The sequence below is a fragment of the Rhodococcus sp. IC4_135 genome, from assembly GCF_011602025.1.
Taxonomy (GTDB): domain Bacteria; phylum Actinomycetota; class Actinomycetes; order Mycobacteriales; family Mycobacteriaceae; genus Rhodococcus_F; species Rhodococcus_F baikonurensis.
In genome coordinates, this window is the sequence record NZ_JAAOLG010000011.1 from 165,629 (window position 1) to 187,912 (window position 22,284).

20 protein-coding genes are annotated in these 22,284 nt (G+C 63.4%); 15 read left to right on the forward strand and 5 right to left on the reverse strand.

Translation table 11 applies throughout. The features are described from left to right. Window positions 1–44 precede the first annotated feature (44 nt). The 4 genes from dnaJ (at window position 45) to G8767_RS20610 (ending at window position 4,113) form a co-directional block, all read left to right on the forward strand. The gene (gene dnaJ, locus G8767_RS20595) at window positions 45–1,196 is read left to right on the forward strand and encodes a molecular chaperone DnaJ (protein WP_003944460.1); all 1,152 of its coding nucleotides are present in this window, start codon (window positions 45–47) and stop codon (window positions 1,194–1,196) included. A 2-nt stretch (window positions 1,197–1,198) separates the two neighbouring features. Further along, window positions 1,199–1,960 (forward strand): 16S rRNA (uracil(1498)-N(3))-methyltransferase, encoded by a 762-nt coding sequence (locus G8767_RS20600; protein WP_095969764.1) that lies wholly within the window; start codon window positions 1,199–1,201, stop codon window positions 1,958–1,960. 123 nt (window positions 1,961–2,083) lie between these two features. Then, the gene (locus tag G8767_RS20605) at window positions 2,084–3,322 is read left to right on the forward strand and encodes an Ig-like domain-containing protein (RefSeq protein WP_166811464.1); all 1,239 of its coding nucleotides are present in this window, start codon (window positions 2,084–2,086) and stop codon (window positions 3,320–3,322) included. Between the two features lie 14 nt (window positions 3,323–3,336). After that, complete coding sequence (locus G8767_RS20610) at window positions 3,337–4,113, forward strand: alpha/beta hydrolase (protein WP_166811466.1); 777 nt, start codon at window positions 3,337–3,339, stop codon at window positions 4,111–4,113. Here G8767_RS20610 and G8767_RS20615 read toward each other — a convergent pair. Beyond that, window positions 4,105–5,709 carry an MFS transporter gene (locus tag G8767_RS20615; RefSeq protein WP_166811468.1) on the reverse strand — a complete coding sequence of 535 codons (1,605 nt, stop codon included), beginning with the start codon at window positions 5,707–5,709 and terminating at the stop codon, window positions 4,105–4,107. The genes G8767_RS20610 and G8767_RS20615 overlap by 9 nt on opposite strands. A 128-nt stretch (window positions 5,710–5,837) precedes the next feature. Here G8767_RS20615 and G8767_RS20620 point away from each other — a divergent pair, with 128 nt between their 5' ends. The 5 genes from G8767_RS20620 to era all read left to right on the forward strand — a co-directional run bounded on the left by G8767_RS20620 (window position 5,838) and on the right by era (window position 10,593). Next, window positions 5,838–6,533, forward strand: coding sequence for a TetR/AcrR family transcriptional regulator (locus tag G8767_RS20620; RefSeq protein WP_166811470.1), 696 nt, complete (start codon window positions 5,838–5,840; stop codon window positions 6,531–6,533). 199 nt (window positions 6,534–6,732) lie between these two features. Beyond that, complete coding sequence (locus G8767_RS20625) at window positions 6,733–7,734, forward strand: PhoH family protein (protein WP_223304543.1); 1,002 nt, start codon at window positions 6,733–6,735, stop codon at window positions 7,732–7,734. A 48-nt stretch (window positions 7,735–7,782) separates the two neighbouring features. After that, window positions 7,783–8,325 (forward strand): rRNA maturation RNase YbeY, encoded by a 543-nt coding sequence (gene ybeY / locus G8767_RS20630; protein WP_003944525.1) that lies wholly within the window; start codon window positions 7,783–7,785, stop codon window positions 8,323–8,325. 21 nt (window positions 8,326–8,346) lie between these two features. Further along, window positions 8,347–9,651 carry a hemolysin family protein gene (locus G8767_RS20635; RefSeq protein WP_019749019.1) on the forward strand — a complete coding sequence of 435 codons (1,305 nt, stop codon included), beginning with the start codon at window positions 8,347–8,349 and terminating at the stop codon, window positions 9,649–9,651. A 24-nt stretch (window positions 9,652–9,675) separates the two neighbouring features. After that, entirely contained in the window at window positions 9,676–10,593 is a 918-nt protein-coding gene (gene era, locus G8767_RS20640) for a GTPase Era (protein WP_003944451.1), read from the forward strand. A 49-nt stretch (window positions 10,594–10,642) separates the two neighbouring features. Here the strand turns inward: era and G8767_RS20645 are convergent, their stop codons facing one another. Together G8767_RS20645 and G8767_RS20650 are read right to left on the reverse strand one after the other, a co-directional pair. Continuing rightward, window positions 10,643–11,197 (reverse strand): TetR/AcrR family transcriptional regulator, encoded by a 555-nt coding sequence (locus tag G8767_RS20645; RefSeq protein WP_019749017.1) that lies wholly within the window; start codon window positions 11,195–11,197, stop codon window positions 10,643–10,645. Window positions 11,198–11,201: 4 nt separating this feature from the next. After that, window positions 11,202–12,620: an amidase gene (locus G8767_RS20650; protein WP_166811472.1), complete on the reverse strand. Its 1,419-nt coding sequence runs from the start codon at window positions 12,618–12,620 to the stop codon at window positions 11,202–11,204. A 329-nt stretch (window positions 12,621–12,949) separates the two neighbouring features. On the opposite strand from G8767_RS20650, the gene kdpF reads away from it, so the two are divergent. Genes kdpF through G8767_RS20680 form a run of 6 tightly spaced genes read left to right on the forward strand, consistent with a single transcriptional unit; the run spans window position 12,950 to window position 20,717 of the window. Further along, complete coding sequence (kdpF, locus tag G8767_RS20655; protein ID WP_007731078.1) at window positions 12,950–13,048, forward strand: K(+)-transporting ATPase subunit F; 99 nt, start codon at window positions 12,950–12,952, stop codon at window positions 13,046–13,048. Then, a complete protein-coding gene (kdpA, locus tag G8767_RS20660; RefSeq protein ID WP_166811474.1) occupies window positions 13,048–14,733 on the forward strand; it encodes a potassium-transporting ATPase subunit KdpA in 1,686 nt (561 codons plus the stop codon). Before kdpF ends, kdpA begins: the two co-directional genes overlap by 1 nt. Continuing rightward, on the forward strand, window positions 14,730–16,835 hold the full coding sequence (gene kdpB / locus G8767_RS20665) for a potassium-transporting ATPase subunit KdpB (protein WP_166811476.1): 2,106 nt from the start codon (window positions 14,730–14,732) through the stop codon (window positions 16,833–16,835). The genes kdpA and kdpB overlap by 4 nt, the downstream gene beginning before the upstream one ends. 6 nt (window positions 16,836–16,841) lie before the next feature. After that, window positions 16,842–17,492, forward strand: a complete 651-nt coding sequence (locus tag G8767_RS20670; protein WP_166811478.1) for a potassium-transporting ATPase subunit C — start codon at window positions 16,842–16,844, stop codon at window positions 17,490–17,492. A gap of 7 nt (window positions 17,493–17,499) precedes the next feature. Then, window positions 17,500–20,040: a sensor histidine kinase KdpD gene (locus G8767_RS20675; RefSeq protein ID WP_095969772.1), complete on the forward strand. Its 2,541-nt coding sequence runs from the start codon at window positions 17,500–17,502 to the stop codon at window positions 20,038–20,040. Next, the gene (locus G8767_RS20680) at window positions 20,037–20,717 is read left to right on the forward strand and encodes a response regulator (RefSeq protein WP_003944545.1); all 681 of its coding nucleotides are present in this window, start codon (window positions 20,037–20,039) and stop codon (window positions 20,715–20,717) included. The genes G8767_RS20675 and G8767_RS20680 overlap by 4 nt, the downstream gene beginning before the upstream one ends. 23 nt (window positions 20,718–20,740) lie before the next feature. On the opposite strand, the gene G8767_RS20685 is transcribed toward G8767_RS20680, so the two are convergent. Continuing rightward, window positions 20,741–21,721, reverse strand: coding sequence for a zinc-binding alcohol dehydrogenase family protein (locus G8767_RS20685; protein WP_124569266.1), 981 nt, complete (start codon window positions 21,719–21,721; stop codon window positions 20,741–20,743). Further along, on the reverse strand, window positions 21,718–22,179 hold the full coding sequence (locus G8767_RS20690; protein WP_166811480.1) for a MarR family transcriptional regulator: 462 nt from the start codon (window positions 22,177–22,179) through the stop codon (window positions 21,718–21,720). Before G8767_RS20690 ends, G8767_RS20685 begins: the two co-directional genes overlap by 4 nt. Between the last annotated feature and the right edge of the window lie 105 nt (window positions 22,180–22,284).

Below are 22,284 nucleotides of genomic sequence, written 5' to 3' on the forward strand. Positions count from 1 at the left end.
GACTGAGGAAAACCTAGAAGTAAGAGAAGGACGAGAGACTCAACGTGGCACGGGATTACTACGGATTGCTCGGCGTCGACAAGAACGCGACAGACCAGGAGCTCAAGCGCGCTTACCGCAAGCTGGCACGCGAACTGCACCCGGACGTCAACCCTGACGAGGCGGCGCAGGCCAAGTTCAAGGAGATCTCGACGGCCTACGAGGTCCTGACCGACCCGGAGAAGCGTCGCATCGTCGATCTCGGCGGAGACCCACTCGAGTCCGGCGGCGGCGGCGGTGGTGGCTTCGGCGGCGGATTCGGTGGCGGTGGCCTCGGCGACGTCTTCGAAGCATTCTTCGGCGGCGGTGGCGGTGCAGGTCGTGGCCCGCGCGGTCGTGTTCAGCCCGGAGCCGACTCGTTGCTTCGCACCAAGCTGACCCTCGCGGAATGTGCGACGGGAGTCAGCAAGCACGTGACCGTCGAGACGGCCATTCTGTGCGACAGCTGCACCGGCGCGGGAACCAACGGCGACTCCAAGCCTGTCCGCTGTGAGACCTGCAACGGTGCCGGCGAAGTTCAGTCCATCCAGCGCTCGTTCCTCGGCCAGGTCATGACTTCGCGTCCCTGCCCGACGTGCCGCGGTGCCGGTGAGACCATCCCGGATCCCTGCCACAAGTGTGGCGGCGACGGCCGAGTTCGGGCCAAGCGCGACATCACGGTGAAGGTCCCGGCGGGCGTCGCCGGTGGCATGCGCATCCGTTTGACCGCGCAGGGTGAAGTCGGCCCCGGCGGCGGACACCCCGGCGACCTCTACGTCGAGATCGTCGAGCAGCAGCACGACGTCTTCGTTCGAGACGGTGAAGACCTGCACTGCACCATCCGCGTTCCCATGGTCGACGCTGCACTCGGTACCACTGTCACCGTCGACACCATCATCGACGGCCCGAAGGAAATCACCATCGAGCCAGGCACCCAGCCCGGACACGTTGCTGTTCTTCGCGGTCATGGCATGCCGAAACTGCGGTCGGGAGTGCGCGGCGACGTGCACGCTCACCTCGAGGTGGTCATCCCGAGCCGTCTCGATCACAAGCAGTCCAAGCTGCTCAAGGAATTCAAGCTGCTCCGCGATCGTGACGAGGCCGAGGTTGTCTCGACGGCCTCGCAGAACAGCGGTGGACTGTTCTCGCGTCTTCGCGAAGCATTCAGCGGCCGCTGACGGTGGCCGCAACGGTCTTCTTTCTCGACCCGGTTCCCGGCGTCGGTGAAATCGCAGTTCTGGACGGGCAGGAGGGTCGCCACGCGGCCACTGTCCGCCGGATCGGCGTCGGCGAGCGATTGGTGTTGGCCGACGGTCGTGGCCGGGTAGCCGACGCCGAGGTGACGAGTGTCGGCAAGGATCGCCTGGAACTGTTGGTCAGTGACGTTCAGGTTCTCGAGCAGCCCAAGCCGTTGGTGACCCTGGTTCAGGCACTTCCGAAGGCCGAGCGCTCCGAGTTGGCTGTCGAACTTGCTACCGAGGCGGGGATCGACGCCGTGATTCCGTGGCAGTCCCTGCGTTGTGTCGCCAAATGGGAGGGCCCGAAGCTCGCCAAGGGCGTCGCTCGCTGGCGAAGTGCGGCGGTGTCTGCGGCAAAGCAGTCCAGACGTGCGTTCGTTCCGGAGATTGCGGAACTGCACAAGACGCCGGCGGTGATCGCGTTGGTTCGCGACGCCGTTACCCGCGGCGCTGTGGTTGCGGTGCTTCACGAATCGGCGACGACGCCGTTGGCCGGCTTGCCGCTGGCGAGCGCGGACGAGGTATTTCTGGTTGTCGGTCCCGAAGGTGGGCTGGACGATTCGGAGATCAGTGCGTTGTCGGAGGCCGGGGCCACTCCGGTGCTTCTCGGCCCGACGGTCCTGCGCACGTCGACCGCGGGGGCTGTTGCTCTGGGCGCGATCGGAGTGCTGACCGATCGCTGGGGACCACGGCCACTGCACTGATCGTGCTGTGATCCCGGGCTGAATCGGATCCGGCGCTCAGCGAAGTGTCAGATTTGCGCACTATCGTAAGGACGTCGGGGGTCGCCTTCGGCGTGAGTTGGTTCGGGGATTTCAGGAGGCCAGATGTTGTCACGTGCGCATATGCGAATCGTTGGAGCGGTGTGTGCCGTGGCGGCGATGATGCTCGTCGCGGGGTGCACAGTCTCCACGGGAGACGATCCGGGTTCCTCCAGCAGTGCCGTCACCACTACACCGACCAGCGAGGCTCTCGTCACCGTCACGCCGGCGGACGGCGGGACCCCGGTGAGTCCACTCGACCCCATCGAGGTCCAGGTCGCGAAGGGAACACTGACGACCGTCGCGCTGACCAATCCCGAAGGTAAGGAAGTCGCCGGTATCACGACGCCGGACAAGACGTCCTGGAAGCCGAGCGAGCCACTCGGGTACGGCAAGACCTACAAGTTGGTCGTCGACGCCGTCGACGCGAATGGTGTTGCCACGACCAAGAACACGACGCTGACCACCGTCGCGCCGAGTAATCAGACCCGCGCGTACATCAACACCACCGGTGGCGCCTCGATTTCGGACGGTGGCACGTACGGTGTCGGCACCGTCGTCGCCGTTCATTTCGACGAGTTGATCGGTGACAAGGCCGCGGCCGAGAAGTCTCTGCTGGTCACCACCAATCCGCCCGTACAGGGATCGTGGTACTGGGTCGACGGTCAGAACGTTCACTGGCGACCGCAGAACTACTACGCACCGGGGACGACGGTCTCGGTGAACGCGAACATCTACGGCAAGCAGCTCGGCAACGGACTGTACGGCCAGCAGGACGACACCGTGTCCTTCAAGATCGGCGATTCCCACGTCTCTGTCGCCGACGACAACACCAAGATGGTGACCGTCTACGAAAACGGTCAGGTGATCAAGGAAATGCCGACCTCGATGGGAATGGGCGGCACCGAAACGATCGGCGGCACGACGCTCTCGTTCTGGACCCAGCCCGGCACGTACACCGTGATGGACAAGGCCAATCCCGTCATCATGGATTCGTCGACCTACGGTCTGCCGATCAACTCGCGCCTGGGCTACAAGGAATCCATCAACTGGGCCACCCGCATCAGCACGGACGGTATCTATCTTCACGAGTTGGAGAGCACCGTCTGGGCGCAGGGAAACACCGACACCTCGCACGGTTGCCTCAATCTCAGTGCGGCCAACGCCAAATGGTTCTTCGATTTCTCGCAGCCGGGAGATGTCGTCGAGATCAAGAACACCGGCGGCGCTCCGCTGGAGGTGTGGCAGAACGGCGACTGGACCCTCTCGTGGGCAGACTGGGCCGCAGGCAGCGCTCTTGCCTGAGATAGATTTCCTCGGTGCCTCGATTCAAGATTCCGTACGGCCGACACGAGCAGCAGTTCGGGCATCTCTACGTTCCCGACGGAGTCGCTGACGGCCCGATCCCGATCGTCATGCAGATCCACGGCGGTTTCTGGAGCGGGCAGTACGGATTGACTCTGGGCACCGCATTTGCCGTCGAACTCGCGCGGCACGGTGTCGCGGTGTGGAACATCGAATACCGCCGCCTCGGAGCGGGCGGTGGTTGGCCGGAGATGTCCGTCGACGTGAAAACGGCGTACGACGAGATCCCCGGACTGGTGGCCGCGAAGTCCTCGGCCGAATTGGATCTGAATCAGATTCGCCTGCTCGGGCATTCGGCCGGCGGACATCTTGCAGTGTGGCTGGCGGGGGAGAGGGACACGTTCACCAGACCTGAACGGGTCATCGCCCAGGCTGCCGCACTCGATCTGGCGTCGGCAGGCGAGCGTGGACGACGGATCAGTTTCATCGAGGATCTGTTCGGCGTTCCGTTCGACGCGGACCCGGAGCTGTATCGCGGTGCTTCGCCACAGCATCGACTGCCGATCGGCGTCCCCGTTGTATGCGTCACGGGTGCGCTGGATCTGCAGGTGCCGGCCAAGGTGAGCTCCCGGTACGCGAAAGCCGCGGAAGCGGCTGGTGATCCCGTGGCACTGCGTGTGATCGAGGGCGAAGGACACGACGCATTTCTCTCACCCTCGACCGAGTCATGGCGGGTCTCCCGCGAGTTGGTTCTCGCCGAAGACCCGCTCGCGCCGAGCACGTCAGACTGACACAGGGCCTTGCTGCACCGGGGCCTTCTTGCCCGGCAGGATGAACGCCACGACAACTGCCCCCACGAACAGTGCAAGACCGCCCGCCCAACTGGCCGCCGAAATCGCGTCGGCGTACGCACTGCCTGCCGCATCGAGCAACGGCCCTGCCTGAGCTGCCGCCAAGGGATTGGCTGCCATCTCTTCGGCGACCAACGAAGCGCCGCCGACGGATTCTCCCGACACCTCCATCGCGTACGCGGCCTGTTGCGCCAGCTCACCCGTCAACTGCGGAACCTGCATGCCGCCTATGAAGCCTGCGATCGAATCCTTGTAGCTCGCAGCGAGGATGGAGCCCAGGATCGCGATTCCCAGCGAGCCGCCCAGTTCGATGGCGGTGTCGTTGAGGCCACCGGCGGCGCCGAGATCGTCCTCGGAGAAGTTGTCCATGATGGCGTCGGTGGCCGGCGGTTCACTCAAGCCGATGCCCAGGCCGAGCAGGATCAGTGGGACGGCGAACATCCAGTAGCCCGAATCGCCGTCTACCTGCGTGAGAATCAGAACACCGACCGCGGCGACGACCATGCCGCCGACGATGGATGCCCGGACGCCGATCAGCGGAGTGATCCGGCCACTGACCACGGCGCCGATCGAAACGGCAATTGCCAAGGGCAGCAGACGAACACCGGTTTCGAGTGCGCCGTAGCCGAGGATGAACTGGAACTGCTGTGAGATGAAGTAGATGGCACCGAACGCGGCCAGGAAGAGCAGAAGTACGGCGAGCGTCGCGCCGCCGACCATGCGCTGGCCGAGCTTACGGACGTCGAGCAGTGGTTGCGGGTGACGCAGTTCCCAGACGACGAACGAGACGAGGCCGATCGCAGCGAGTGCGGCGGCGCCGATGGGCCCGCCGGTCCACCCGAAGTGGAATCCGTTGATGATCGAGTACACGAGCGAGCCGATGGTGACCACCGAGAGTGCGCCGCCGATCCAGTCGATCCGGCCCAGGTGCTCCGCCTTGCTCGGCGGTACCAGGATTACGGCGGCGACGGCAGCGACTGCGGCGATCGGGACGTTGATCAGGAAAGTGATGCTCCAGGAATGGCTGTCGAGAATCCATCCGGCCAACAGCGGGCCGAGTGCGATCGCCAAGCCCGACGTCGCCGCCCACGCCGCGATGGCGCGTGATCGCTCCGCTTTGGGAAAGGTGGCGACCAGAAGCGAAAGTGTCGCGGGCATGATGATCGCGGCGCCGACGCCCATGATCATTCGTGCCGCGATGACGGCGTTGGTGGTGTCCGCGATACTGCCGAAGACGGCGCCGCCGGCGAACACTGCGAGTCCGGCGAGAAGTGCTCCGCGGCGGCTGTACTTGTCACCGATCACGCCGAACAGCAGCATCAGTGCGGCGTAGGGAACGGTGTAGCCGTCGATGACCCATTGAAGCTGCGTGCTGGTGAGGCCGAGGTCTCTGGTCATGTCCGGTGCCGCGACGATCAGCGCGGTATTCGCCATCACGACGATCAGCAGACTCAGGCACAACACCCCGAGCGCGGCCCATCGTCGTGAGTACGGCTGGTCCATCTCCGAGACAGGTTTGCTCATGAGTGTCGTCATGACGCGACTCCGTTCCTGATGATCGAAGAGACTCCTCGATCTATTTGCACACTGATGTGTAAGTTAATAACTTGCACACCGATGTGCAACTATGATTGACCTAGATCACAGTTGGGCAGTCGAAAGAGGTGGAACGCGCGTTGACGCACTCGGGCACAGTCGTTTCGGGAACTGCCGAATCGGGCGGACGGCAGCGTCGTAGTCAGGCCGCGGCGAATCGCAATCGCATCATCGAGGCGGCGATCACGGCGTTCGCTGCTGACCCGGATGCGAGCATGGACGACGTCGCGAAAGCCGCTGGTGTGGTCAGGCGAACCGTGTACGCGCATTTCGACAGCCGTGAGGCGCTGATCAACGGCATCGTGGACGAGGCGTCGACCGATCTTGTTGCTGCGCTGAGCCAAGCCGGTGAGCCGCCCGAGCGCCCGGATCTGGCGACCGCCGTACTGGCATTGCTGTCATGGCCGGTCGGCGATCGATTCCGGATGCTGCTCAGCTTTGCTCGCAAAGAGTTGGGGGAGCAGCGGATTCTCGATTTGATGGAGCCCGCGCGCGCCGTGAGTATCAGCGTCGTCGAGCGCGGTCAGCGTGACGGAACCTTCTCGACATACCTGCCGGCCGAGACTCTGGTAGCCATGACCGAGGCGATCACGATCACTTTGTTCGATCAGGCAAACAGTGGGCTCATCACGGACTCCGGCGAATCCTTTGCCGCCGTGTGCCTGGTCATCGCGGGTATCAGTCCGGACGGAAGTGCCGAGATCGTCGCCGAGGCGTCGGAATGGATCCGAGAATCGCTGCCGTCCGGTCGCCGCGAGGATTGAGCCGCGACGATTAACAAGTGGGCCGTGTCCGACTCTGGCGCTAGACTTCGAAGTATCGAGGCTCACGAGTCGAGTGGGCTGATCGGACCAGAAAGCAGGCCATATTCACCACGTGAGTGAACACAGTGAACTCGACGGGAACCGTGTAACCACCATCACCGAGCGCGCTCTGCCCGCAGAGCGCACCGTCCGTTCGAGTATGGATCTGGCGCCGGAGACCGTGCGTCAAATCCTGGGGGCGACGGACGAGAATCTCACCGCGATCGAACGTGAGCTTCGTGCCGACATTCACGTACGTGGCGGAACCATCTCCTTGTCGGGGACGGCTGCAGACGTTGCGCTGGCAGAACGTGTGTTCAGTGAATTGGCGTCGCTGGCCGGTCGGGGGCAGCCCATCGCACCGGACGCTGTTCGACGAACGATCGGCATGCTTACCAACGAGGTCGGCGAGTCTCCGGCCGAGGTGCTCTCCCTCGACATTCTTTCGCGTCGGGGCAAGACGATTCGGCCCAAGACCCTCAACCAGAAACGCTATGTCGACGCCATCGACGAGAACACAATCGTGTTCGGAGTCGGCCCGGCCGGTACCGGCAAGACCTACCTCGCCATGGCCAAGGCCGTTCAGGCGTTGCAGGCCAAGCAGGTCTCTAGGATCATCCTGACCAGACCGGCAGTCGAGGCCGGCGAGCGACTGGGCTTTCTGCCCGGCACGCTGCACGAGAAGATCGATCCGTACCTGCGCCCGCTGCACGACGCATTGCACGACATGATGGATCCCGAGGCGATTCCGAAGTTGATGCAGGCCGGAGTCATCGAGGTCGCTCCGCTCGCCTACATGCGTGGACGGACGCTCAACGACGCCTTCATCATCTTGGACGAAGCGCAGAACACCACGGCCGAGCAGATGAAGATGTTCCTGACCCGCCTCGGGTTCGGTTCCAAGATCGTGGTCACCGGAGACGTGACCCAGGTCGATCTGCCGGGCGGGGCCCGTTCGGGTCTGCGTGCGGCGTCCGAAATCCTCACCGGGATCGACGATATTCATTTCGCCACCCTCGACAGCAGCGACGTCGTACGTCATCGGCTGGTCTCCCACATCGTCGACGCTTACGAACGTCACGAATCGGATCGGTCCGGCGAGTTGGCGGTCGGAAACCGGGCGCAGCGCCGCGCTGCACATGCTCATTCACCGCGGCGGTAGGCTGATCGACGCATCAACCCCTACTTTTCCCAGGAAAGAGCGTCGCACATGAGCATCGAGGTCTCGAACGAATCGGGCATGGACATCTCCGAACCGGAGTTGATCAGCGTTGCCCGTTTCGTGATCGCTCGGATGGATGTCCATCCGGCGGCCGAGCTGTCGATGGTTCTCGTCGACTCCGCGACGATGGCGGATCTGCATGTTCGCTGGATGGACCTGCCGGGCCCGACCGACGTGATGTCGTTCCCGATGGACGAACTCGAGCCTGGTGGACGTCCTGATTCCCCCGAGCCTGGACCGTCGATGCTCGGTGACATCGTGTTGTGTCCGTCTTTTGCTGCCGATCAGGCCGACAAGGCCGGGCATTCACTGGCTCACGAACTGGCACTGCTGACCGTTCACGGTGTGTTGCACCTCCTCGGCTACGACCACGCGGAGCCAGAAGAGGAGAAGGAGATGTTCGGCTTGCAGAACAGCCTCCTCGAAGAGTGGTACGAAGACCTTCGCCGTATCGACCGCGAAGCAGCACTGGCCGAACGCGATCAGAAGCTGCTCGGCAAAACCGGTTTCGTCGACGGAGTGGACCGATAACAGTCATCCGGGGGTTCTGTAGTGAGTAGCGCCATAGCGCTCTTTGTTCTGGCGATTGCTCTTGTCCCGGTCGGTGGTGTCTTCGCGGCCGTCGACTCGGCGCTCAACACCATCTCGTCGGCGCGCATCGACGAGATGGCCAAGGAAGAGCGAGCCGGTGCCGCGCGAGTGCAACGCATCCTGACCGATCGTCCGCGATACGTGAATCTGATGGTCCTGCTTCGCATTCTGTGCGAGATCACGGCCACCGTCGTACTCGTGGGCGGCCTGATCGACATCCTCTCGCTGGGCTGGGCGCTGACCGTCACCGCGGTGATCATGGTTCTCGTCTCGTACGTGGTCATCGGTGTCGGACCGAGAACACTTGGGCGCCAACATGCGTACTCCATCGCGATGGCCGCGTCGTTGCCTCTGCTGTGGATCGGTGTTCTGCTCGGGCCGATCAGTCGCGTCCTGATCCTCGTGGGTAACGCATTGACCCCGGGTAAGGGCTTCCGTAACGGTCCGTTCGCTTCGGAAATCGAGTTGCGTGAACTCGTGGACATGGCGCAGGAACGCGGCGTCGTCGCCGACGAAGAACGCCGAATGATCCAGTCGGTCTTCGAACTCGGAGACACGTCGGCACGCGAGGTGATGGTGCCCCGCACCGACATGGTGTGGATCGAGAACGACAAGAATGCCGGGCAGGCAACGTCGTTGGCAGTGCGCAGTGGTCACTCACGCTTGCCGGTCATCGGGGAGAACGTCGACGACGTGCTCGGAGTCGTCTACCTCAAGGATCTGGTCAAGCAGACCTACCACCTGCCCGACGGCGGCCGGAACGTCAACGTCTGCGACGTCATGCGGCCCGCGGTGTTCGTTCCCGACTCGAAGCCGCTCGACAGCTTGCTGGCCGAGATGCAGCGTGACCGCAACCACATGGCGATCCTCGTCGACGAGTACGGCGGAATCGCCGGGCTGGTCACGATCGAGGACGTCATCGAGGAGATCGTCGGTGAGATCGCCGACGAGTACGACGAGGACGAGACGCCGCCCATCGAGGACCTCGGGGACGGAATGTTCCGCGTATCCGCTCGGCTTCCCATCGAAGACCTCGGTGAATTGTTCGATCTCGAACTCGAACTCGACGAGGTCGAAACCGTCGGCGGGCTGATCGGATACGTACTCGGCCGAGTTCCACTTCCCGGTTCCGAAGTGGAGTACGACGGTTTGATCCTGCGCGGCGAGGGAACCAATACGGGCCGAGGACGAGTACGCATCAGCACGGTCTTCGTGCAGCGCATCCCGCGGTCCGAAGACGAAGAGACAGAAGACACCGATGACTGAGCGAGTGTTCAGCGAGGAGCAGTTATGAGCAAGAACGAATTCCGGTCAGGCTTCGTGTGTTTCGTGGGTCGACCCAATACGGGTAAGTCCACGCTGACCAACGCGTTGGTCGGCAGCAAGATCGCGATCACGTCCTCGCGCCCGCAGACGACGCGCCATACGATTCGCGGCATCGTTCATCGCGAGCATGCGCAGCTGATCCTGGTGGACACCCCAGGACTGCACAAGCCGCGCACACTGCTCGGGCAGCGCCTCAACGACCTGGTGCGTGACACCTACTCCGAGGTCGACGTCATCTGCCTGTGCATCCCCGCCGACGAGGCCATCGGGCCTGGCGACCGCTGGATCGTGCAGCAGGTCCGTCAGATGGCGCCCAAGACCAAGCTGGTCGGCATCGTCACCAAGATCGACAAGGTCAGCCGCGACGCCGTCGGCAAGCAGTTGCTCGCGCTGTCCACCCTGCTCGGCCCCGAATCCGAGGTCGTCCCGGTCTCCGCGAAGTCGGGTGAACAGGTGGAGATCCTGGTCGACGTCCTCGCCGGCCTGATGGACGAGGGCCCCGCCTTCTACCCGGACGGCGAACTGACGGACGAGCCCGAAGAGGTGCTCATGGCCGAACTCATCCGTGAGGCTGCGCTCGAGGGTCTCGGTGAGGAATTGCCGCACTCCTTGGCCGTGGTGATCGAGGAGGTCATCCCGCGCGAAGGACGCACTGAGAAGCAGGGCGAGATGCTCGACGTCCATGCGTTGCTCTACGTCGAGCGGCCCAGTCAGAAGGGCATCGTCATCGGTAAGGGCGGAGCGCGTCTGCGGGAAGTCGGCACCAGCGCTCGGCTGCAGATCGAGAAGCTGCTCGGGGTGCGGATCTTCCTGGAGTTGCACGTCAAGGTCGCCAAGGACTGGCAGCGGGACCCGAAGCAGCTCGGACGCCTGGGCTTCTAGGGCCTCCGGCCCCGTGAGCGGTTAAGGAGTCCAGGGACTGCCTAACCACTCACAGGGGCCGGAGGACCCTGAGAATCGCCGCGCCGATGTCCTGCTCGTCGACGCCCGTAGCGAGGCGTCGGAGTTGGAGTCCGGTGATGACGGCGACAAGCGTCGATGCAATCGACTCCGGATCCGGTACGCCGAGTGCCGTCAGGATCGTGACGGTCAGATCGTCGTAGGCGGCAAAGCATTCCACCGCCACCTCATGAAGTTCGTGGTCCCGGCCGGCTGCGATGTACATCTCGAACGGTGCGATCCGCTCGGCGGAGAACGACAGGTCTCGCGTCACCTTCTCGGCGATCGCCGCAGCGTCCTCGACGCTCAGACCTTTGTCGCGGTACTCCTCGGCCAAGGCACGCAGGCGCGTCGTCTCGTCGGTCACGAAACGAGACAGCGCAGCCCGAAGCATGTCCGACTGGCTGGCGAAGTGATACGTGATCGATCCGAGTGAGACGCCGGCCTGCGCGGCGATGCGCCGGTTGCTCACACCAGGGATGCCGTCGGTACCGACGACGTGCAGAACGGCGTCGAGTATTCGCTCGCGAACGTCCCGGTTACTCATCGAATCACCACCACGGCTCGGGGCGGACCTGATCCCAACGCAGGACCGATTCCAATTGTGACGCGAGCGAGACCAACAGCGGTTCGGTGTTTTCGTTGCCCATCAACTGCGCACCGATGGGCAGGCCGGCCTTGCTGAATCCGGCGGGTACGTTGACCGAGGGCCAGCCGAGGACGTTCCACGGCCACGCGTACGGGCAGGCTCCGGTCATGACCTTGTCGGTGTCCCAACCACCGATGCCGTCGATCGCGGTCGCCATGATCGGTGGAGTTGCCGTCGTGGGTGCCAGGACGACGTCGTACGTGTCGAAGATCGCTCCGATCCGCTTTCGCATCCGCGGTTCTGCGGCACGGGCCGCGCGCAGTGGCGCGCCGCGAAGTAGCTTGCCGCTGTGTGCATTTGCGCGTGTTCGGGCGTCGACCAGTGTCGGATCGGGAACGCGTCCGAGCCAGTCGTGGACCCCGACGAGTGAGCGGGGCAGAAAGTTCAGGCCGAAGATCAGGCCGTAGGCGGGATCGTCGACGACGACATGGTGTCCGAGTCCGCGCAGCGTGTCGGCTATCGAATGAACAGCCAGGCGCACTTCCGGGTCCAGCTTCACGGGAGTGGCGGTGAACGGATTACGAAGGGAAAGAGCGATTTTCAGCTTTCCGGGGTCGCGTCCCACTGCGTCGCTGACGGTGACCGGTGCCGGTTTGTGGAGATCGCCGTCGTGGTTGCCGGCAGCGACGTCGAGCAACAGTGCCGCATCGGCGACGGTGCGAGCGAGCGGGCCGTTGACCGTCAGGCCGTAGAACGCTTCGGCGTCGGGCCAGGTGGAGATACGCCCGCGCTGCGGTTTGATTCCGACGAGGTTGGTCCAGGCCGCGGGAATCCGGATGGAACCGGCTCCGTCGGAACCGATTCCGGCGCTGACCAATCCGGCAGCGACGGCCGCGGCGGTGCCGCCCGACGATCCGCCGGGAGTGTGGTGACGCGACCACGGATTGCGCGTGTAGCCGAAGGCCGAACCGCTCGTGAGCGGCCACTGGCCCAGTTCCGGGCTGTTGGTCTTGCCCACGATCACTGCGCCGGCGTCGCGGAGGCGTCGAATCATCTCCGAGTCCTCGGTCTTGGCCGGGAAATCGCCCGGGCAACCGAAGGCGGTGGGTTCGCCGGTGATGTCGACGTCGTCCTTCACTGCGATCGGCACGCCGAGAAGCGGTAGACGCTCGCCGAGTGCGAGACGTCTGTCGGCCTCGGCAGCTTCCTCCAGCGCCTTCTCGCGCCGCACGATCTTGAACGCGTTGAGGTGAGGCTGAGTGGCCTCGATGCGGCTCAGCGTTGCCTCGGTGGCCGCGACGGACGAGGTAGCACCCGAGGCCAGACTCGCAACCTGGTCGACGAGACCGGGGGCGAGATCGTGGTCGGTTCGAGAAGTCATCAGGTTCCCTTCGCAAAACTGTTCGTTCGAACGAACAGTAACTTGTTTCAGTATTAGCGAACTTTGGTTTCGCGTCAAGATCGCGTCAAGACGCCAGGTCAGTGCGTAAGTGGATCGTCAGAGACGCGGAATCAGCCTCTCTGGAGGTCGAAGCTGAGAGAGCGCATCCGGTCGAGGGCGACCGAGCGTCATGGCTGCGATGCACAGCAGCACGGCAAAAGATTTCGAAGAGGGAAGCTCATGGCCGATCTGGCCTACGTTGCTCTGATTCTCGGCGGTTTTCTCGTGTGCGCGCTGGTACTGCGCGCCCTACAGGCGAGCGCTCCCAAATGACGGTTGCCGGTGTGGTCAGCGTGGTTCTGATCGCCGTCGCCGCGGCATTGGTCATTTATCTGCTCGTTGCACTCGTAGATCCTGAGAGGTTCTGATGTCGCCCGCTCTCGCAGCCGGCCTGCAGATCGCCTTTGTCCTCGTCGTTCTGGCAATCGCCTACGTTCCGGTGGGCGATTACATGGCTCGCGTTTACTCGTCGACGCGAGATCTGCGGGTCGAGAGTGTGATCTACCGCGTCGGTCGGATCGACTCGCGGGCCGAGCAGACGTGGTACGGCTACGCCGCGAGCGTTCTCGGATTCTCGTTGGCGAGCGCATTGTTCCTGTACTTCCTGCAACGGATTCAGGGAGTACTGCCGCTGAATGACGGACTGTCCGGCGTCAGCCCTGCCGTTGCCTTCAACACCGCGATTTCCTTTGTGGCGAACACCAACTGGCAGTCGTACACGCCGGAAACGACGATGAGCAACTTCGTTCAGCCCGTCGGTCTGGCGGTGCAGAACTTCGTCTCGGCCGCAGTCGGCATGGCAGTGGCCATCGCCTTGGTACGTGGTTTCATTCGAGTGGCCAGGGGCGGTGAGATCGGCAACTTCTGGGTCGATCTCACGCGTGGCTCCCTGCGCATCCTTCTCCCGTTCTCCTTCGTGATCGCCCTGATCCTGTTGAGCCAGGGAGTGATCCAGTCGTTCCACAGCGGTTTCGCCTCCACCGGCCTCGACGGCAATGCGGTGACCAATGCACTAGCTCCCGTCGCGTCCCAGGAAGCGATCAAGGAACTCGGCACCAACGGTGGCGGGATCTTGGCTGCCAACTCGGCGCACCCGTTCGAGAACCCCACCCCGCTGAGCAATATCGTCGAGATCCTGGCGATCCTGTTGATTCCGGTCTGCCTCACCCGGACATTCGGAACTCTCGTAGGGGATCGTAGGCAAGGCCTCACCCTGCTGGCAGTGATGGGAATCCTGTGGAGCGGACTGCTCGCGGTGACGCTCGCTGCCGAATCCGGCGCACGCGGTGTTGCCGCCACAGCAGCTGGTTCGATGATGGAGGGCAAGGAAGTTCGCTTCGGAATCCCCGGATCGGCATTGTTCGCGGTGGCGACCACGGGAACGTCGACGGGTGCGGTGAACTCTGCCCACGACAGCATGTCGCCCCTCGGCGGAGGCGCGGTCCTGCTCAACATGTTGCTCGGCGAAATCGCGCCGGGTGGAGTCGGAACCGGCCTCTACGGGATTCTTGTACTCGCACTGATCGCGGTGTTCGTCGGCGGACTGTTGGTCGGTCGCACCCCCGAATACCTCGGCAAGAAGTTGGGTCGACGCGAGATCACCCTTGCAGCACTGTCGATTCTGGTCATGCCCGCACTTGTCCTGATCGGTACCGCCATCACCGTGATCCTCGGATCGACCACCGGTTATCAAGGCAACGGGGGAGATCCGGGCACGCCGGGATCGATCCACGGGTTCAGTGAGGTGCTCTACGCCTTCGCTTCCGCCTCGAACAACAACGGCAGCGCGTTCGGCGGTCTGACTGTCACCAGCGACTGGTTCCAGTCGTCCCTCGGAATCTGCATGCTTCTGGGCCGATTCCTGCCCATCATCTTCGTTCTCGCTCTGGCCGGCGCCCTGGCCTCGCAGAAGAAGGTGGCGCCGACGGCGGGCACCCTCCCCACATCCGGTCCGATGTTCACCGGCTTGTTGACCGGCACCGTCGTTCTTGTTGCTGCACTTACATTCTTCCCGGCCCTCGCGCTGGGCCCGCTAGCGGAGGCTCTTCAATGACCGTGCGTATCAGTGAGAAACCCGTGGTAGCGCAAGAAGCTGCCGACAAGGTTGATCCAGGGCAGTCCCGTCAAGTACACGCAGGCGTATTCAACCCGAGGCAGATGATCACCGCGTTGCCGGGGGCCGTACGCAAACTCGACCCACGCCACTTGGCGCGTAACCCGGTCATGTTCGTGGTGTTCGTCGGTTCCGTCATCACCACCGTCATGGCGATAGCCGACCCCTCGGTGTTCTCCTGGGTGATCACCCTGTGGCTCTGGTTCACGGTGATCTTCGCGAACCTCGCCGAATCCGTGGCCGAAGGGCGAGGCAAGGCCCAGGCGGCCAGCTTGCGAAAGGTAAAGCAGGACACCACCGCACATCGGATCACCATGAGTGGTGCGATCGAATCGGTGTCCGGCACCGAACTGGTGGTCGGGGACCGGGTGATCGTGGTTGCGGGCGAGGTCATCCCCGGCGACGGCGACGTGGTCGAAGGTATTGCCTCCGTGGACGAATCGGCGATCACCGGTGAATCGGCACCGGTAGTCCGTGAATCCGGTGGCGACCGCTGCGCCGTCACCGGTGGTACGACGGTTCTCTCCGACCGCATCGTCGTGGAGATCACCGCGGCACCGGGCAGTTCGTTCGTGGACCGGATGATCGCGCTCGTCGAGGGTGCTTCGCGTCAGAAGACACCCAACGAGATTGCGCTCAACATCCTGCTCGCGTCGTTGACCGTCATCTTCCTCCTCGCCGTCGTTGCCATCGGCCCGATGGGCTTGTACGCAGGGCACGAACAGGATCCGATCAAGCTGATCGCACTCCTCGTCTGCCTGATCCCGACGACCATCGGAGCGTTGCTCTCGGCGATCGGTATCGCGGGGATGGACCGGCTCGTCCAGCGCAACGTTCTCGCGATGTCGGGGCGTGCCGTGGAAGCTGCGGGCGACATCGACACCCTGCTGATGGACAAGACCGGAACCATCACCTTCGGTAACCGTCGGGCGACCGCGCTCCATCCGGCGCCAGGTGTAACCGCCGACGACCTCGCTGCGGCAGCACGCTTGTCGAGCCTGGCCGACGGAACTCCCGAGGGAAGGAGCATCGTCGAGTTGTGCGCAGCGGAGTTCGGTCTCGCTGCCGAGCCGACGCTGGACGAGGAACGCGCCGAGTTCGTTCCCTTCACGGCACAAACGCGGATGAGCGGACTCGACCACTCCGGACGCCACATCCGAAAGGGTGCAGCAGATGCGGTGATGAACTGGGTCGTCAGTGGCGGTGGACACGCAGAGACCGCGGTGACCGACACCGTGAACGACATCGCGCAAGCCGGCGGAACACCACTGGTAGTTGCCGTCAAGAACGGTGAGAGCACTTCGATACTCGGCGTGATCGCGTTGTCCGACGTCGTCAAGCCGGGAATGGCCGACAGATTCGCCGAACTCCGGGCGATGGGTATTCGCACGATCATGATCACCGGCGACAATCCGTTGACCGCGAAGGCGATTGCCGACGAGGCGGGCGTCGACGACTTCATGGCGGAAGCCACCCCGGAAGACAAACTGGCCCTGATCCGGAAGGAGCAGGAATGCGGACGTCTCGTCGCGATGACCGGTGACGGGACCAATGATGCTCCCGCCCTTGCCCAGGCGGATGTCGGGGTCGCGATGAACACGGGAACCTCGGCAGCCAAAGAGGCCGGGAACATGGTCGATCTCGATTCCGATCCCACCAAGCTGATCGAGGTGGTGGAAATCGGCAAGCAGTTGCTGATCACCCGCGGCGCGTTGACCACATTCTCGTTGGCGAACGACCTGGCGAAGTATTTCGCAATCCTGCCGGCCTTGTTCAGCGGCATCTACCCGCAGCTGGACGCGTTGAACATCATGCGTCTCGCCACTCCCGAATCGGCGATCGTCTCGGCCGTGATCTTCAACGCCTTGGTGATCATCGGGTTGATTCCGTTGGCACTCAAGGGTGTTCGATACCGACCGTCGACGGCATCGCAGTTGCTCGGACGTAACCTGCTCGTCTACGGTCTCGGCGGTGTGATCACGCCGTTCGTCGGTATCTGGTTGATCGATCTCGTCGTACGTTTGATTCCTGGAATTGGGTGACCTGACATGCGTTTCACTATCGGTTTTGCCAAACAGGTGTGGGCGGGTCTGCTCGTATTGCTCGCGCTCACCGTCGTTCTCGGTGTGATCTATCCTGCCGCCGTGTGGGGTGTCAGCCGAATCAGTTCGGGATCGGCCGAAGGCTCACCGGTCACCGACGCCTCCGGTTGCGTGGTCGGCAGTGCCTGGGTGGGTGTCGATCCGCAGGTTGCCGAAGGGCAGCAGGACCCGTTCTTCCACAATCGTGTCGTCGGATCGGTTTCGGACGAGGATCCGTTCGCCACCGGTGATCCCGCCGCGGCACTGCCGTCCAACCAGGGGCCGAGCAGCGAAGTTCTGGCTGGATTCATCATCGAGCGTCGGGCGGCCATCGCGGCACGTGAGGGCGTCGACCCGGCATCGGTTCCCGTCGACGCCGTCACCGGCTCGGGCTCGGGTATCGATCCCCACATCAGTCCGGCGTACGCCGAACTGCAGGTCGCGAGGGTGGCGGCGAACAACGGCATCTCGGAAGATCAGGTGCGAGAGTTGGTGGCCGAGCACACCGACGGTAGGCAACTCGGATTTCTCGGAGCCGAGCGAGTCAACGTCCTGGAGTTGAACCTGGCACTCGGATTGACGGCACCTACGTGTGCTGCGCCGACGACTGGTGGATGATTGTCACGTGAGTTCTTCGGAGAAGGTCGGTCAATCTTTCGGTAGGGCACGCAAACGCGGTGAATTGCGTATCTACCTCGGCGCTGCCCCTGGCGTCGGAAAGACCTTCGCGATGCTCGGTGAGGCTCATCGGCGTCGAGATCGTGGCTGTGACGTGGTCGCGGCCGTCGTGGAGACACACGGCCGCGCCCGCACGGCGGCGCAGATCGGCGACCTCGAGATCATTGCGCCGAAGCTGGTGGACTATCGCGGAACACGGATGCCGGAACTGGACGTCGAGGCCGTGTTGGCTCGGCGGCCGGCCCTTGTCCTGGTGGACGAGTTGGCACACACCAACACGCCGGGGAGCAAGAATCACAAGCGCTGGCAGGACGTACAGGAACTGCTCGACGCCGGAATCGACGTCCTGTCCACGGTCAACGTGCAACATCTCGAAAGCCTCAACGACGTTGTCGCGCACATCACCGGCGTGGTTCAGCAGGAGACCGTTCCGGACGCGATAGTGCGTAGTGCGGCGCAGGTCGAGCTGGTCGACATCACCCCGGAAGCGCTGCGCCGTAGACTTTCTCACGGCAACGTGTATTCGCCGGAACGTGTCGATGCGGCATTGGGTAACTACTTCAGGCGCGGAAACCTCACGGCGCTACGCGAACTGGCTCTGCTGTGGGTGGCCGATCAGGTGGACGCCGCACTGGCGAAATACCGGGCCGAGAACAAGATCACCGACACTTGGGAGGCGCGCGAGCGCGTCGTCGTTGCCGTGACCGGGGGACCGGAGTCGGAAACCTTGGTACGACGCGCATCTCGAATCGCGTCGAAGTCGAGCGCCGAACTGATGGTGGTCCACGTCGTGCGCGGTGACGGACTCACCGGGGTCTCGGCCCCCGAGATGGGCAAGGTGCGTGCGTTGGCCGTCGGGGTCGGCGCGACGCTGCACACCGTTGTCGGTGACGACGTACCGTCGACGCTTCTCGAGTTCGCCCGGGAGGAGAACGCCACACAGTTGGTGTTGGGAACGTCTCGGCGTTCTCGCCTGGCCCGCATCCTCGACGAGGGGATCGGCGCCGCGGTGGTTCAGCAGTCCGGCGGTATCGACGTTCACATGGTCACGCATGAGGAAGCAACGACGCGACGACGCATTTCGGTGCTGGGGCGCTCGGAGCGCCGAGTCCTGTCGTGGATTGCGGCGATCGTCGTACCTTCACTCGCGGCGGCGATCATGGGTCTGGTCGACCGAATTTCCGGGGTCAACGGGGAGAACGCATTGTTCTTCGTCGTGGTCGTTCTGGTTGCCCTCCTCGGCGGCGTCGGCCCGGCGATACTGTCAGCCCTGATTTCGGGACTGCTGCTCAACTACTTCTTCACCGATCCGCGGTACAGCTTCACCATCGCCGAACCTGACAACTTCATCACCACTGTCGTGCTGTTGATCGTGGCTGTGGCAGTTGCCGTTCTGGTCGATGCCGCAGCAAAGCGCGCCCGAGAGGCGAAGCGCGCCTCCGAGGAAGCCGAACTGCTCACCTTGTTCGCCGGATCAGTTCTCCGCGGAGCAGACCTGTCGACACTTCTGGCGAAGGCACTCGAAATCTATCGCCAGCGAGGGGTTTCCGTCATCCATCACGACGACGGCGTCATTGCCGCCGTGGGAACGCAGCCTCCGACCACGGACGACGAAGCGGATACGGTCTGTGAGGTCAACGACGGGGAATACGCGCTGTTGTTGGCTGGACCCGACCTGAGTGCGCGGGATCGACGAGTGCTGACGGTGGTGGCTCACCAAGCCGTCGGAATGATCCGCCAGGAGAAACTGACCGTCGAGGCGAGCAAGGCTGCCGCGCTCACCGAGGCTGATCAACTGCGTCGAGCCCTGCTGTCAGCGGTAAGTCATGACCTGCGAACGCCTCTCGCCGGAGTGAAGGCTGCGGTGTCGAGTCTGCGCAGCGACGACATCGAGTTCTCGCCCGAAGACACCGCTGAATTGTTGGCAACCATCGAGGAGTCGGCGGATCAGTTGACGGCACTGGTCGGGAACTTGCTCGACTCGTCCCGCCTTGCCGCCGGCGTGGTGAAACCCACGCTGCGGCCGGTGTATCTGGACGAGGTGGTTCACCGCGCGTTGCTGGGCCTCGGCATCGGCGGACGCTCGGATTCGCGAGCTCGCAGCGTAGTCGTCGACGTGGGTACCGTTGCAGTACAAGCAGATCAAGGACTGCTCGAGCGGGTGATCGCGAACATCGTCGACAACGCTCTGCGCTACGGGGGAGAAACCCCGGTGCGAGTCGGGGCGGCGCAACTCGGTGATCGTGTGGTGATCAGTGTCGCCGACACCGGCCCGGGTGTTCCGAGAGGTGAGGCCGAAACGATGTTCCAACCGTTCCAACGGATGGGCGATCGTGACAACACCGGTGGAGTGGGCCTCGGGCTTTCCGTAGTGCGCGGGTTTGTCGACGCCATGGGCGGAACGGTCAGCGCCACAGACACACCCGGTGGGGGATTGACGATGATCGTGGAATTGGCTGCGGCCGGTACGAATGGGAATGGATCATGAGTCGAATCCTGGTAGTGGACGACGAACCGCAGATTCTGCGGGCTCTGCGTATCAATCTTTCGGTGCGCGGGTACGAGGTGGTGACGGCGTCGACGGGCGCCGGCGCGTTGCGGGCTGCTGCCGAGCGTCCACCGGACGTCGTGGTGCTCGATCTCGGACTGCCGGACATGGATGGCACCGAAGTACTTGCCGGCCTGCGTGGCTGGTGCACGGCGCCGGTCATCGTTCTGTCGGCGCGCACGGACTCCGCGGACAAGGTCGAGGCGCTCGATGCGGGCGCCGACGATTACGTCACCAAGCCTTTCGGGATGGACGAGTTTCTGGCCCGCGTGCGAGCTGCGGCGAGGCGGGGAACCTCCGCGGCCGATACCTCGGAACCGTCGGTCGAGACCGCGTCGTTCACGGTCGACTTGGCTGCCAAAACGGTGAGTCGGCGCGGTGAACAGGTGCACTTGACGCCGACCGAGTGGGGCATGCTCGAAATGCTTGTGCGCAACCGCGGAAAGCTGGTCGGGCAGAAGGAATTGCTTCGGGAGGTGTGGGGGCCGGCGTATGACACCGAGACCCACTATCTGCGTGTCTACCTTGCTCAGCTTCGTCGAAAACTCGAGGACGACCCGGCCAACCCCAAGCATCTGATCACCGAGGCGGGAATGGGCTATCGATTCGTGGTGTGAGAAACCAGGTGTGAGAAGCCAGGTCAGAGCATCACTACCAATTTGCCACGAGCCGTACCGGCTTCCATCTTGGCATGTGCTCGCGCGATGTCCTCGAACGCGAACACCTCGTCGATCGGTACCACCGCCTCGCCGGACGCCACAGCGGAGAGGAAATCTTGCAGGACGTCGGCAGGCAGGTCGGACGCATCCCCGCCGTACGAGGTCAATCGCACTCCGCGTGGAATGTAGTCGATCGGATAGAAGTCCTTGACTGTCCACTCGTTGGACAGCATGCCCGTGAAACACACGGTGCCGTGAACGCGAGTGGCGCGCAACGTGTCGGGAAGTGTTGGTGTTCCGACCAATTCGAGGGCCAGATCAACACCGCCCGGGAGAATGTCTCGCACCTGTCCGGCCACAGCACCGTCGTCGACAACAACGTGGTCAACTCCGATCGCGGTCAGTGACGCCGCCTTGCGCTCGTCTCGGGTGGTTGCGAGAACTGTGAGTCCCCACCGCTTCGCCAGGACTGCCGTTGCCATGCCGACCGAGGAGGTTCCGCCTCGAATCAGTAGGGATTGACCGGATTTCGCATCCAGTCCCACCGTCAGCGAGCCGTACGACGTCTGCAGCATCTCGGGAACAGCTCCCAATGTCGACCAGTCCAGGTCGCTGGTGAAGGGAACGACCTGGCTGACGGGAACGCACGTGTACTCGGCATATCCGCCGTCGAAGACTCGACCCATCCCGCCCATCATGGCAGCGACCTGCTGGCCTTCGGTCAGCTCCCCACCGGGGCAGTTCACCACTTCGCCGATGGCTTCGATGCCCAGCACCCGCGGAAAAGTGACGCCTTCGGCGAGGCCGAGGCGGGTGTGAAGTTCGGATCGATTGAGACCGAAGGCCTTCACCCGGACCAGTACCCAGCCCGCAATCGGCACAGGTATCGGAATCTCCCTGATGGTCAATGCTTCTGGCGGGCCGGGGGCGTCGAGCACGATTGCGCGCATTGTGTCGGTCATGCTTTTTCCTTCGTAGTCGGTGTCAGGCTTCGGTTGGCTTCACGCAGCGTGGCCAGTGTGGCGCCGAACCGATCGAGAGCGTCGGGCGTCAGCACGGAACCGAGACGGCGTTCCAGTTCGTCGTCGAACGTGGCCTTCGCCCGCCGCAACAGCTCATTTCCCTGGGGGGTCAACTCGATGAGTGAGGATCGTTTGTCTGCCGGATTGGATTGTCGACGGCAGTGCCCCGAGGACTCGATCCGATCCACCAATTTGCTCGTGCCGCCGACGGTGATCGCGAGGGCCTCGGCAATGTCGAAGACCCGACAAGATCCGAGTCTGTCGATGATCTGCATCGGCTCGAATCGACTCAGTGGCAGGGCGTGCTCGATTCGGAGTCTCTGGTCGACGGCCGTCCACAATTCGGTTTCGAAGCGGACAAGGTTGTCGAAGTGACGGCTCAGGGCTGATCTGGTCACGAGCAGACACCGAGCTGATATGCATTCCGTGGAATCATTCTTTCAGCGTACGCACGATCCGTGATTAATTCCACGGAATCTATTCGCAGGCCTTCCGCGGTGTCG